We start from the raw sequence: 13281 nt of genomic DNA, 5'->3' as shown, positions 1-13281 counted from the left end.
GCTCGTGCATCGTTAACCTCCCCAATATCTAACAGCAAGCATACAAAGGAGAGTGATAATTAATATGGAAATCTTTTTTCAAGTACTTATCGATGGGCTGGTAATTGGGGCTTTTTACAGTTTAATCGCATTGGGCTATACAATGGTCTATGGAATTATTAAACTATTAAACTTTGCACATGGGGACTTATATATGATTGGTGCTTTCGTCGGGTTTACGCTCCTTTCTTTATTTACTGGTGATGGGGGCGTCAATACAGGCATATTGGGTCTTGGCGTTGTTTTTATCGGCACTATGATTATTGTCGGCTTTCTTGGAATGGGAATCGAAAGAATTGCCTACCGTCCTTTGCTGCTCGCTCCAAGGCTTTCTATTCTCATTACCGCTATCGGTGTTTCTCTTTCACTGGAGTATTCTTCCATGATTGGATGGGGTGCATCCTATAAAGTGTATCCTATTAAACTGCCAAATGACGGTATACAACTATTGGGCACCCAAATCTCTTTTGCACAAATGGGAATGATCGTTCTTTCCGCCTTATTAATGCTTGGACTTCGGTTATTTATTGATAAAACCATTTATGGAAAAGCCATGCGTGCAATTGCACTTGACCAAACAGCCTGCAGCCTAATGGGAGTCAATGTACACCGCATCATTGCCCTCACTTTCTTCATTGGTGCATTTTTAGCAGCAGGGGCAGGCATTATGTCAGGAGTTTATTATGGAACTATCAATTTTTTAATGGGTTTTACCATTGGGTTAAAAGCATTTACAGCAGCTGTTCTCGGCGGAATTGGAAACATTACTGGTGCGATGCTTGGCGGACTCGTTCTTGGTATCCTAGAAGCTTTCGGTACTTTCTATATGGGTGGCTCTTGGAAGGATGTTCTCGCATTTGGCATTCTCATCCTGTTTTTAGTATTTAAACCTACAGGGATCCTTGGAGCCAAAGAAATGGAGAGAATGTAAATATGAAAAAGTATAAGAAGCCTTCCCTTTTTCTACTTGTCATTTGTATGTTCATCCTGCCATTTCTTTTAAATAGCTATTGGTTGGATGTGTTAACACTTGTCCTATTTTATGTTGTTCTCACGCAAGGCTTAAACATAGTTGTTGGCTATACTGGTTTGCTTGATTTGGGCTATGCGGCATTTTTTGCAGTTGGTGCATATACAACAGCCATTTTAATGACAACCTTTCACTGGTCATTCTGGTTAACTCTTCCCGTCGCTTTTCTGTTTGCTGCAATCGCAGGGGTTATCATTGGTACACCTACCCTTCGCTTAAGAAGTGATTACTTAGCCATTGTTACACTAGGCTTTGGTGAAATCGTGAAAATATTGGCAACTAATTTAGAAATTACCGGTTCCGCTTCTGGAATCTATGGAATACCTAGACCCGCGATTGGCAGCTATATTATGTCATCACAAAGGGATTTCTACTTTTTAATACTGATTGTTGCTATTATTTCCATCATTGCTGTTTATCGATTAGGCCATTCGCGGATTGGTCGGGCTTGGGTTTATATTCGCGAGGATGAAGATGCTGCTGAAGCAATGGGCATTAATCGAATCAAACTTAAGCTACTCTCTTATGCGACAGGTGCTGTCATTGGTAGCTTTGCAGGCTCCATCTTTGCTGTCAAGATGAGTGCAATTGCACCATTAAGCTTTAGCTTCCTACAGTCCGTTATGATTCTACTTGCTGTTGTGTTAGGGGGACTTGGCAGTATTCCTGGAGTAGTTATAGGTGCAGCCCTTGTCATTATTCTCCCTGAACTTTTGCGAGGAGTAGAGGATTGGCGCTATTTAATATTTGGTATTTCTTTAGTCATCATGATGATTTTCCGTCCTCAAGGCATTTGGCCAACGAAGAATAAAACAGAAGATGTGGATGATATTGAAACAGAGGATCCCAATCAATCCATTTCTATATCTAAGTAATTTGCGTTCGAAAGAGAGGGGAAATGCATGTCTTTATTAACAGTTAATCAGTTGAAACTGCAGTTTGGCGGGTTACTTGCTGTCAATGATTTATCATTTACGGTAGAGCAAAACTCGATTTCTAGTATCATCGGTCCAAACGGCGCTGGAAAAACGTCTGTATTTAACATGATTACAGGATTTTATCGGCCGACGAGTGGAGCAATTGAATTAGACGGCATCAGTTTGGTCAATCGGAAACCTAGTCAGATCACAACACTTGGAATGGCACGAACCTTTCAAAACCTTCGTTTATTTCCAAATCTATCTGTATTAGATAATGTCAAATCAGGTATGCACTGCCGAACAAAGCAAGCGGTATGGGGCGCTTTGTTTCGAACAAAAAGCCAGAAGGAAGAGGAAAGATTAATAGAAGAAGTTGCACTGGAATGCATTGATTTTGTCGGCATTCGAAAGTATACGAAAAGGGCCGCGAAAAACCTGCCATATGGTGCACAACGTTATTTGGAAATTGCCCGTGCCCTCGCAACCAGGCCTAAGCTTTTACTTTTGGACGAACCGGCTGCCGGGTTAAATTATGAAGAAAAGCAATATTTGATTCAGCTGATCAGGCGGATTCGCGATGAATACAATATTACAGTATTAATGATTGAACATGATATGGGTCTAATCAAACAAATCTCTGAACAAATTTCTGTTATTGATTATGGCTGTAAAATAGCGGAAGGCAGCCCTGAAGAGGTGCTTAATAATGAAAAAGTCATTGAAGCCTACCTAGGGAAGGAGGATGCCATTTGAAGCCATTGTTAAAATTAACTGATGTCAATTCCTATTACGGAAAAATCCATGCCTTAAATAATATTAATATTGAAATCTATGAAGGGGAAATCGTTGCGCTATTAGGCAGTAACGGCGCAGGCAAAAGCACGACCTTAAAAACAATTTCAAGCATTATCCGGCCAAAGTCAGGACAGATTGAATGGAATGGCAAAAGCATTGTTGGTATGCCTCCACATAAAGTAGTCGAATCTGGCATTATCCATATTCCGGAGGGAAGAAGGATCTTTAGCGGACTAACGATCATTGAGAATTTAGAATTAGGGGCATTTACATTTAGAAAAGATAAGAAGTGGATAAAAGAAGGTATCGAACGTTCTTTTGATCTTTTTCCACGCTTAAAAGAACGATCCAAACAACTGGCTGGCACTTTAAGCGGCGGAGAGCAGCAAATGCTTGCCATTAGCCGTGGACTGATGGGCAATCCAAAGCTTCTCATGCTTGATGAGCCTTCTATGGGACTTGCCCCGATAATCGTCCAGGAGATCATGCGGATTATCAAGGAAATTAATGAGCAAGGCACAACCATTCTATTAATTGAGCAAAATGCCAAAGCTGCCCTTCGCTTAGCAAATAGAGGCTATTTAATCGAGATTGGCAATATTGTCATGCATGATTCTGCTGAAGTCTTGCGTGAGGATGATAAAATTATTAAGGCTTATTTAGGGGCTTAATTAGAGAAAAACAGCATCATCGATATGCTGTTTTTCTCTGTTTCATTAATATCCGATACGCATTAATTCTGTTGGAAAGGAAGTTAGAACCTTCCCCTTTCCGTTTTCATCAATATAGACATTTTCTTCAATGCGCACTCCACCATATCCCGGGATATAAATGCCAGGTTCCACCGTAAATAATAAGCCGCTCTCTACTAAAGCGTGATTATTTTCATGTATAGAGGGTTCTTCATGCACATCCATCCCGAGTCCATGTCCTACACGGTTATTGAAGTATTGTCCATAGCCAGCATCTTTAATGACATTTCGGGCTGCGATGTCAATTTGTCCAATGGGAATGCCTGCTTTTGCCGCTTCTACTCCTGCTTGAGTCGAGTGACGGACGGTATTGTAAATCTCTCTTTGCTTAGCCGTCTCTTCCCCTATAACAAACGTACGAGTAATATCTGAACAATAGCCATTAACGATGACACCCATATCAATTAATAAAAAGTCTCCTCTATTAATCGTCTTACTCCCCGGTTGTCCATGCGGTAAGGCAGCATTAGCACCTGAAAGTACGATAGATGAAAACGATGGACCTTCTGCGCCAAACTTCCTCATTAAATATTCTAGTTCTGCTGTAAGTTCTTGCTCAGTCATCCCTTCTTTCACTTTTTTTATTCCCTCTGCCATAACCTTTTCAATGATATGGATCGCATGCTGAACTTTATTGCACTCCTCTTGCGACTTTTTCATTCGCTGACTTGAAATAAACTCACCAATGTTTTGATAACTGAATTGCCCAAAGAATTCATTCAGCTGCTCCTGCTGGAATAATGAAATTACCTTTGTCTCAAGTCCGAGCATTGTAATGCCATCGCCTATAGCATCTTTCAATACTTGATATGAATTTACCTCGTCGGATATTGGAACAATTTTTTGAATACACGAATCTCGCTCAGCCATTTCCAAATCTAATGAAGGAACAAATAAATATCTACTTTGCTTTTTAAGATCAATCACTAATGCCATAAACCGTTCATGTGGATCAGAATAAAAACCCGTATAATAGAAGACATTTTTCGGATCTTTAATGATTGCCAAATCTACCTGTAGAGTTTCCAAATAATTTGTTAATGAAGCTAATCGGTTTTGAGAATGTTCATTCATATAAAATCACCCTTTAGCGTTAATTTGTTCCCTGGAATCTATGAACCTTTCAATTTCCACTCCTTCCTTTTATTGTTCATAGTTTAATTATGCAATATTTATGCCAGGAATAGATCAACTTTAATATGAAGCTTGGCTTTCGCTAGTATTTTTATGGTTGCTGTATTCCCTAATCACGATTAAAGGGATAAGACGGACTGTAGATCCGTTATATTGGTAAACAAGGGTGATTTTTAGTAGATAACGGACTATGGTTCCGTTATTAATCAAAATGAGGGATAATTCTTATGATTTTTAGCAAATAAGGGATTCAGTGTCCTTTAATACGCTCAAATGGATGAATTTTGTAGTAATAACGGAATCTCTGTCCACTGAGAGATTAAGATTTATTTAATCTTATAAGACCTTGCTCGCTCTTTCCCACTCGCAACTGTGATAATTTGTAAATCGACCAGTTTATGCAAAATGCGTCTAGTATGACGATCACTTATCCTGAGATGATTGGCAAACTCTAGAGGAGTTATTGGACGTATCAATCGGCGTGCAAACCGCACTGCCTCTGCTTCAAGCCAAGGCAATTGCGATTCCACATCAGTTGAGATAAACTTTCCAATAAATGCAAGAATAAGCTGCTGACATCTTTGTGGCTCATCTTTTATGGATAAATACGCTATAGGTAAAAACGTCCAACCATCAAGCGCTAATAAAGAATGCCTCCAGCATAAATCCTTAAATCGCCTTACGTCAAGATCTCTAGCATGGGGGCCGAACCCTTGAATTTCAATACCCCCTTTCGCTCCCCCGGGCATATAAGCAAGATCAAGGTAACGGTACCCATTATTAAAATCACGCACTTCCCATTCAGGATACAATTGATCGAAATTCCCAACAGTCGGGAACCATACCAATCGTAGAAATTCTATAGTTCCATGACCTAAGCCCCTTTCAAGAATTTCTCGTCTTCTGTGATTTTTTTCATTTGATATATTATCCTCCATCCATTCTTCAAATTTTTGTTCAAAACGTAACGCGGACATTACAAATGCTCCTTTCCAATTTATGTTTAGTAAAAAAGCCACCTCAATGCAACCACCATTATGTTGATACATGGTGTTGAAATGATTAAGCGGCTTTATTGATTATTTTTGAGTTCGAGTAGACTCTTTCTGAAATGATAATTTTGAGAGGTGGGGCATAGGGGGTATCTAGAAATAATTTCTTATCTGGAAGATAGAAATAATTTAGTATCAGTTAACAATTCACTATGATAATTAAACCTTAGTTCTACACGCATTGGGCAATGAATCCAGCATACGTAAATTCACTCATGAACGATGCTTTAATGTGTAAACATCCTCCTCTAATTTGATCAATTTATCAGTTATGAAACCTAACTTCGTCTCAGGTATTTTCATTTCTTTAATTTTTTTATCGACTTCATCGAACTTTTTATCTTGATCAAGAAAACCACCCCGCACAGCAGAAAATGTTTCACTGAGATTCTTTTCTACGGAATCAAATCTTTTATTTACTTCTGTAAAACCTTGATTCATTTCCTTTCTTACTTCTGTTAAACCTTGACTCATTTCGCTTCTTACATCCGTTAAACCTTGGTTCATTTCTTCTCTCACATCTTTAAATCTTTGATTCATTTCAGTCATTTCTTGTTTCATTGCTATAAGCATGTCCATAATTTCTTTTTCCAATTTATTCACCTCGGTTAGTTAGTATTTATTATACAGGATTCTAATTGAAAATTTTAAACAAAAAAGATTGGATTAAGGTTTACTTTGAACTTAGAGTTTATTCTATAGGGGTTTAGTTAGTACAAAAGAAGTATTGGTAAATATTACGTTGTGATCCCGGAGATGAATCTTTCTGTAATGTTAGCTAGGGTTTGATACTTATGTTTACTATTGAGTATTTTCATAACTTCATTTTTTCACCTTAAATTATCATACCCCTTTCTAAATTTATATGATTATTATAACACAAAACAAACGTACGTTCTATAAAGCGGACCAACATTTACATACTTGGTTGTGAGCAGATGCTTTTAAATATTCTTTACAAAAAAAAGGACTCAGCGAGCCCCCCAGAACGATAAATTATTTATTATATAACTCCTTATAAGCAATTACTTTTAAGGCCAGTATCTCCTCATCCGATAATTTTTCTTGAATGTCTTGAAGGATTTCTTCCTTAGAGGCAGACCCCTCTTGTACTTTCACTCGAATATCATTAAGCTCTGAAATACCCACTTTTTTAATTAACACTCTTGTCGCTTCTTCTTTCGTTGTAAATGGAAGCTTTTCAGTATCTGCTGCTTTTGCTTCTTCTAAAAATGATTGGAGTTCAGGGTCACTTTCAACAGTCTTCTTTATATTCTCGATTTCACCACTGTTTTCTAATTCAGTCGTTACTGTTTCCATTAGCTTTTCTGAAGCCATATTTGTTCCAAAATAATAAACAGCATAACCTGCTGCACCTAACAGTACGATCGTTATTATTAAGAATTTAATGAATTTCATCTAACCCACTTCCCTTCATTCATAGAATAAATGATACTACAAATGAAAGAGAAGATGAATTTTTTTGATGATAAAGATAAAGCTTTATTCATATTTAAACTTAGAAATTAATTCCCTTAACTCATCAGCCATAATCGAAAGAGATTTTGCGGAGGCGGAAATTTCCTCCATTGAAGCCAATTGCTCTTCCGTAGATGCTGCGACATCTTCTGAAGTTGAAGCATTCCCTGTTGCTAGTATGGTTAGCTCTTTCGTGGTAGCTGTTACTTCTTGAATAGCGGATGACATCTGTTGAACGGTTGCAGAAACCTCTTCCATTTGTGGAGTGATCTCTTTTGTACTCTGAAGAATTTGGTTGAATTTATCTATGGCTTCAGTTGCAATTTGCATTCCATTTTGTACATCACTAGTAACTCGTGCCATAATTTGAACAGAGCTTTCAGTATCCTTCTGAATTCCTTGCACAATTTCATGAATTTCCTTAGCTGATACCTGGGATTGCTCTGCAAGCTTCCTTACTTCATCTGCAACAACTGCAAACCCTTTGCCATGTTCACCAGCCCTCGCTGCTTCAATTGCTGCATTTAATGAAAGCAGATTGGTTTGTTCGGCAATTCCTGTAATTACGGCCAAAATAGTACTTACCTCTTTAGAGTTTTCGTATAAGGATTGAATCATCTTATTCGACTCTTCTACAGAATCATGAATAAAATTCATCTGATTAACAGTATTTGTTACTGCTTGACCGCCAATTTCTGCTTGTGTAGTTGTAAGTAATGCAAGTTCAGAAACCTTTAAAGAATTTTCTTCAATTCGAGTGACACCTGCAGAAACTTCAGCTAAGACTTGAGCATTTTTGTCCACATCATTCATTTGTTTCTCTGCACTGCTAGCCACCTCTTGGATTACTGCTGATACATGTTCCGTTGCACTAGTTGTATGCTCTGCACTTGCTGTTAATTCTTCCGCAGATGCTGCAACTTGTTCAGCATTTTGCTCCACCTGCTGAACTAAGCTTCTTAGGCTTCCTTGCATTTCATTAAATGCAATCCCTAATTGGCCAATTTCATCATTTGACTGTACATCTATATGCTCTGTTAAATCCCCTTTACTAATGGTCAGGGCCTTATTCTTTAATTCTTTAAGCGGTTTAATGATTGATTTTATAATAAAGAAGACGACCACTGCACCGATAATGAAGGCAATTATTATCACTATTACTGTATTATGAAAAATAGGTGCTGCCTCATCAGTAATTTCTGAAGCAACCATGTTCCCTCCTATTTTCCAGCCAGTTATTTCGTTAGTGACAAAACTCATTACTCTCTTATCACCTTCTAAGGAAAACTCATAGCGTCCCTTTTCCTGTGAATACAATTCATTATAATCTTCAGTCGCATCGCTGCCTGGAGTACTAGTTGGGTGGGAGATATACTTCTTATTTTCATCTAAAAGAACGGCAAATCCCGCATCACCAATCTTTACCTGATTCGTCAGCTCTTGCAGATAGCTTAAGTGTATATTAACTGCTACAACGCCTGTCCCATCCTCTGTTGTACGAGAAACCGTGATAACCATCTTGTCAGTACCTGCAGAAACATAAGGATCAGATATAACTGTCTCTCCTTTTTGGGCCATTGCTTCTTTATACCAATCTCTTTTTCTAGGATCATAATTAGGAGCCATCTTCACTTGCGGTTCTTGAATAAATAAGCCAGTGTCCGTTCCTACAAAAACACTTTGAGCTTCAGGATGCAATTGAGCATACTGACTTAAACGCTGCCGTAGTTCAGGACTGCTATCTCCTTCATAGAGTTGAGAAATTGCACCTTTAGAAAGATAATCAATATCGTGTATCTTAGGCTGTATTGTTTTATCAATAGTTGAATTTAAGAAAGAAATATTATCATCTATTCCAGACAACATTTCATCCTCTACTGTGTCTTTTGCAGTTAAGTAAGCCAGTGATCCAATCGTGACTCCAGGAATAATCAATATAATAGCAAAGGCAAAAATTAACTTCGTTTTTATATTTCTAAAAAAAGACAAGATACTTTTCATCAAACTTACCTCTTCTCTAAATTCTTTAGACCATTCTTACAAAAGAAAACACTTTCCTAGACTATTATCTAAAGGTAAGTGTCATTTAAAAAAAGCTATTCTAGTAACATAGAATAGCCAAAGGACTCCCACTTTCAATCATATTCAAAATTTGTAACATTCGTCATAGTCTAAAGATATCTAGCAATTTATTATCTTTATTCTAACAGATTCATGGCTTATTCCCTTGAGTATTCAATGCTTTTAACAGTCTTAATAGTACAAACTAATCATAAATCTTATTTAAACATAATTCAACACAATTCTACATATTTTGCGATGGTGTTATTTAATTTCAAATAACCTAAGATTGGTAATAATCCCTTTAAGGACCCATTTTATTAAAATGAACCAAGCTGTTGTAACTTTTGATATTTGAATATTAATTCATCAAGTTCTTGGCTGGCCGAAATCGTTTCAAGGTGTTCAAAGCCTTTTTGCTTCCAAATCTCAATTAGTTCAGCTTTTGACATACTGATCAAACTTAATGTTTTTTCTTCAAAGTATTCCTTGATAAGCACATTTAACTTGATTGATTGTGAAATATAGTCTGAACTCGCTGGCCCCTTTTGCATATATAGCTCTCTTAAAGTAAGTTTAAGATTAAATATTTCCATTAAGAGTTTCATATTTTCACTTTGAAAATCATTTTTTGTTTTCATTTCATGCCTCACTTTTATTTGATTTATCCCTTTTGAAATGGTTACAGTAACAAGTATTCCCAAAACATTACTGATATTAACATAGAGCACTATTCTTGTGAATGCGAAAAATAATAGTGGCATTTTTCAAAAAATAGTCAAATAATAGTGGAATATTAATAGTAAGCTACTAAATCATTACACATACTCTTGGATATTACTCATCTCCATCTTGAAGAATATTTCCATAAGAGCAAATCATTATATTAGTAATAAGATCAAAATAAAAGTAAATGTATTCAGATAATTACAGTAATTAAAATTATCGTATTACCCTATATAAATAGAGTTTTTTTAAGACTTTTTACTAACCTCAAATGTCTAACAATGAGAACGAAAAAAGGGGAGAGTCGAATTGGAAGTTAAGGAACTTATTAAACTGGCAAAAAAGGGGGATGATGGTGCCTTTTACGAGCTGATGCAACTTCACAAGGTTCGCTTATTAAAAATAGCAATCTCCTATTTACATAATGAAGTCGATGCATTAGAAGCACTTCAAGAAGTAACATTTAGATCCTATCGTTCGATTAAGAAGGTGAAGCAGCCTGAATATTTCTCAACCTGGCTTATTCGTATTATGATCAACTACTGCCATGACCAAATTCACAAGAAAAAGTCAATCGCAGATACAAGTTTATTAGACAACATTGCAGAAACAGTGAATTATAACCAGCCCTTAGAGATTGAAGAAGCGTTAGAAAAAATTGATGCACACCTTCGAGAAGTCATTATTCTAAAGTATTATCATGACCTAAAAATAAAGGATATCGCGGAAATTCTAGATAGTCCTGAAAGTACAATTAAGACATGGTTATATAAAGGATTAAAAGCACTGCGGGATCAATTAGGAGAAAGAGGTGGGATAAATGTTTGAAAAAGAAGAGAGAGAATTGGAAAGGTCAGGAGAGGCGTTCAACCATCTATCCATCTCAGATGATCTAGCTAATCGTGCCATCCTTGAAGGAATGAGTCGTGCAAAGGATTTAAAAAAGAAAAATCACCTTCCAATTAAAACACTTCTTGCAGCAAGTATCATTATTATAGGTTTTATTTCGTCGATCAATGTATCCGATCCAATGGCAGACTACTTTTCAACAATACCAGGCATGGAAAAAGTAATTGAGTTCGTCCGTTATGATAAAGGATTATTAGCTGCTGCTGAGAATGACTATATTCAAAAGGTCGGAGTTTCAAAGACATATGGTGGAATAGAAGTTAAATTAGATTCGATTGTCCATGATGAAAATTCATTAATTGTATTCTATGAATTCCAAGCTTTAGATGAGGCAGATAAGATCTTTCCTGAAAATATTATGTTGATAGATAAAGAAGGACAAGAGCTCCATTATATGAGTTATCAGCATCCAAACTCGCAAACAAATGATGATTCTCTAATTGAAAGAAGATATACCTTACCTGAAAACGAGAGCCTCCCAAAGGATCTCATACTTTCTTTTCAATTTAGCAAAAACGGGGTTCTTATTGATAAAACCATTGATGTCCCCTTTACTTTAAATAAAGAAAAATTTGCTTCGAAGAAAACATTTCAATTAAACAAAACAGTTGAGGTAGAAAATCAAAAAATGACGATTAAAAAGATAGAATTATTCCCAACTAAAACAGCTGTGCATATTACATATAACCCAGAAAACACAAAAAAGATATTTGGATTTACTGATTTACAGCTAGTGGATGAGAATGGCGTTGCCTGGGGGATGATGAATCTAGATGGTCTTCCTGATGGAAAGGAGCCAACGATCATCTATTTAGAAAGTAATTATTTCTCTAATCCTAAAAAACTCTTTTTACAATTCAACTCCCTTCGTGCGCTTGATAAAGATGATATATGGGTAGAAGTTGATCCGATAAAGGAAATTATATTAAAAGGGCCAAAGGACGGAAAGATATCTGAAGTTTATAGAAGAAAAGACGAACTTGCCATAAAACTTGAAATCAATCCTAATAAATATAACACGCAAATCTTCATGTATGCAGTTGATTCGAATGGAGACACCATTGCTTTTGGAAAATCATTCGGAGCAGGGATGTCACCTGTTAATAATTACATTACGTATTATATTCCTTATTTACCCGAGGAAGCTGCTCCTGGGCCAATCAAAGTTGAACTTTTAGATTACCCAACAACCATCCAAGAAAATGTAAAGATAGAGATTAAATAGTAGAAAGCGTTGATCCTTTACAAATAAAATAGATTATTTTGAGAGGAATAGGTAAATGAAGAAAATAATAATAGTAGGAACAATTATATTTGTTACATTCACTGCAGGCTGTTCTAATCAAAAAGAGAATGCAGAAGTAGAAACAAAAAACTTCGCAACCCATGAAGAATATAAAAGCTGGTATAACAATGAAACATTTGGAATTGGCTCACTAAATTTTACGGGTGAGATAGGGAAATTTGCCTTTGTAAATAATGAGGTTTTTCGCGTGGAAACAGAAAAAACATATACTTGGTATTATTGGGCTGATGCACAAGGACTAATAGGAAAAACAGTAGATATTTACGGGATAAGCGAAAAAAATAAAGGTGAAGAACTCTTAATAGCGACAGGGGAAATTCAAGAAGCAACTACTGAGGAAAAAATGATCCCGGATTCAGATAACTTAGTAAAGATTGTAGCAAATATTAAACCAATCAGAGAAGGTAAATGGAAATTGAAGCCTTATTTAGAGGAACAGTTATTAGGAATTACCGTGGTAAATGTTTCAGAAAAATAGAGACTTATTTGTTATATATGGGAGTTAAATAATTACTCCCTTTATTATTTTAATAAACCTTTTGAAGAAAAGTTAGAGATTACTGTAATAAAAAAGGGTATACCAAAATTGTATTTGGCATACCCTTTTTGCCTGGCGGCGTCCTACTCTCACAAGGGGACAGCCCCTAACTACCATCGGCGCTGAGAAGCTTAACTGCCGTGTTCGGGATGGGAACGGGTGTGACCTTCTCGCTATCGTCACCAGACTATTTTTAGTTGAAGGATTATTCCTTCAAAACTAGATAACAGACAGACATCATTTTGTCCAGCTACGGCTCCTAGCTTTTCGGCCGTTTCAATCCATCCCTACAAATCCAAAAGCGGGATTTGCAGTGCTGGCTTTCCAACGTCTCTCAAAGCTGAACAGTCGCCTTCGCCTTTCGTTTTTGGTTAAGTCCTCGACCGATTAGTATTTGTCAGCTCCACGTGTCACCACGCTTCCACCTCAAACCTATCAACCTGATCATCTTTCAGGGGTCTTACTAGCTTGACGCTATGGGAAATCTCATCTCGAGGGGGGCTTCATGCTTAGATGCTTTCAGCACTTATCCCTTCCGCA

Annotated in this window: 13 protein-coding genes and 2 rRNA genes; 7 read left to right on the top strand and 8 right to left on the bottom strand. The window is 36.8% G+C overall.

Annotation, left to right across the window (positions count from 1 at the left end; translation table 11 throughout):
• Positions 1-64 precede the first annotated feature (64 nt).
• Genes ACFYKT_RS21965 through ACFYKT_RS21950 form a run of 4 tightly spaced genes read left to right on the top strand, consistent with a single transcriptional unit; the run spans position 65 to position 3455 of the window.
• On the top strand, positions 65-970 hold the full coding sequence (locus ACFYKT_RS21965; protein ID WP_389224232.1) for a branched-chain amino acid ABC transporter permease: 906 nt from the start codon (positions 65-67) through the stop codon (positions 968-970).
• A 2-nt stretch (positions 971-972) separates the two neighbouring features.
• On the top strand, positions 973-1944 hold the full coding sequence (locus ACFYKT_RS21960; RefSeq protein WP_389224229.1) for a branched-chain amino acid ABC transporter permease: 972 nt from the start codon (positions 973-975) through the stop codon (positions 1942-1944).
• 27 nt (positions 1945-1971) lie between these two features.
• Positions 1972-2742, top strand: a complete 771-nt coding sequence (locus ACFYKT_RS21955; RefSeq protein WP_389224226.1) for an ABC transporter ATP-binding protein — start codon at positions 1972-1974, stop codon at positions 2740-2742.
• Positions 2739-3455 (top strand): ABC transporter ATP-binding protein, encoded by a 717-nt coding sequence (locus ACFYKT_RS21950; RefSeq protein ID WP_389224223.1) that lies wholly within the window; start codon positions 2739-2741, stop codon positions 3453-3455. The genes ACFYKT_RS21955 and ACFYKT_RS21950 overlap by 4 nt, the downstream gene beginning before the upstream one ends.
• Before the next feature lie 45 nt (positions 3456-3500).
• Here ACFYKT_RS21950 and ACFYKT_RS21945 read toward each other — a convergent pair whose 3' ends face one another.
• The 6 genes from ACFYKT_RS21945 to ACFYKT_RS21920 all read right to left on the bottom strand — a co-directional run bounded on the left by ACFYKT_RS21945 (position 3501) and on the right by ACFYKT_RS21920 (position 9903).
• Positions 3501-4610, bottom strand: a complete 1110-nt coding sequence (locus ACFYKT_RS21945) for a M24 family metallopeptidase (protein ID WP_389224220.1) — start codon at positions 4608-4610, stop codon at positions 3501-3503.
• A 386-nt stretch (positions 4611-4996) separates the two neighbouring features.
• On the bottom strand, positions 4997-5647 hold the full coding sequence (locus ACFYKT_RS21940) for a transcriptional regulator (RefSeq protein WP_389224217.1): 651 nt from the start codon (positions 5645-5647) through the stop codon (positions 4997-4999).
• A gap of 288 nt (positions 5648-5935) precedes the next feature.
• Positions 5936-6316: a hypothetical protein gene (locus ACFYKT_RS21935; RefSeq protein ID WP_389224214.1), complete on the bottom strand. Its 381-nt coding sequence runs from the start codon at positions 6314-6316 to the stop codon at positions 5936-5938.
• A 402-nt stretch (positions 6317-6718) separates the two neighbouring features.
• A complete protein-coding gene (locus ACFYKT_RS21930; RefSeq protein WP_389224211.1) occupies positions 6719-7141 on the bottom strand; it encodes a hypothetical protein in 423 nt (140 codons plus the stop codon).
• Positions 7142-7225: 84 nt separating this feature from the next.
• Positions 7226-9202: a methyl-accepting chemotaxis protein gene (locus tag ACFYKT_RS21925; RefSeq protein WP_389224208.1), complete on the bottom strand. Its 1977-nt coding sequence runs from the start codon at positions 9200-9202 to the stop codon at positions 7226-7228.
• Between the two features lie 380 nt (positions 9203-9582).
• The gene (locus ACFYKT_RS21920) at positions 9583-9903 is read right to left on the bottom strand and encodes a Spo0E family sporulation regulatory protein-aspartic acid phosphatase (protein WP_389224206.1); all 321 of its coding nucleotides are present in this window, start codon (positions 9901-9903) and stop codon (positions 9583-9585) included.
• Positions 9904-10297: 394 nt separating this feature from the next.
• On the opposite strand from ACFYKT_RS21920, the gene ACFYKT_RS21915 reads away from it, so the two are divergent.
• The 3 genes from ACFYKT_RS21915 to ACFYKT_RS21905 are packed head-to-tail and all read left to right on the top strand — an operon-like array spanning position 10298 to position 12681.
• Positions 10298-10816, top strand: coding sequence for a sigma-70 family RNA polymerase sigma factor (locus tag ACFYKT_RS21915; protein WP_389224203.1), 519 nt, complete (start codon positions 10298-10300; stop codon positions 10814-10816).
• On the top strand, positions 10809-12122 hold the full coding sequence (locus tag ACFYKT_RS21910) for a DUF4179 domain-containing protein (RefSeq protein WP_389224200.1): 1314 nt from the start codon (positions 10809-10811) through the stop codon (positions 12120-12122). Before ACFYKT_RS21915 ends, ACFYKT_RS21910 begins: the two co-directional genes overlap by 8 nt.
• Positions 12123-12177: 55 nt before the next feature.
• Positions 12178-12681: a hypothetical protein gene (locus tag ACFYKT_RS21905; protein WP_389224196.1), complete on the top strand. Its 504-nt coding sequence runs from the start codon at positions 12178-12180 to the stop codon at positions 12679-12681.
• 130 nt (positions 12682-12811) lie between these two features.
• Here ACFYKT_RS21905 and rrf read toward each other — a convergent pair.
• Positions 12812-12928, bottom strand: a 5S ribosomal RNA gene (gene rrf, locus ACFYKT_RS21900).
• Between the two features lie 180 nt (positions 12929-13108).
• Positions 13109-13281: ribosomal RNA gene (locus tag ACFYKT_RS21895) — 23S ribosomal RNA — on the bottom strand; the annotation flags it as partial.

The sequence above is a fragment of the Cytobacillus mangrovibacter genome, from assembly GCF_042865275.1.
Taxonomy (GTDB): domain Bacteria; phylum Bacillota; class Bacilli; order Bacillales; family Cytobacillaceae; genus Cytobacillus; species Cytobacillus mangrovibacter.
Note: the sequence above shows the minus strand (reverse complement) of the source record. Positions and strands in the feature narration are given on the sequence as shown.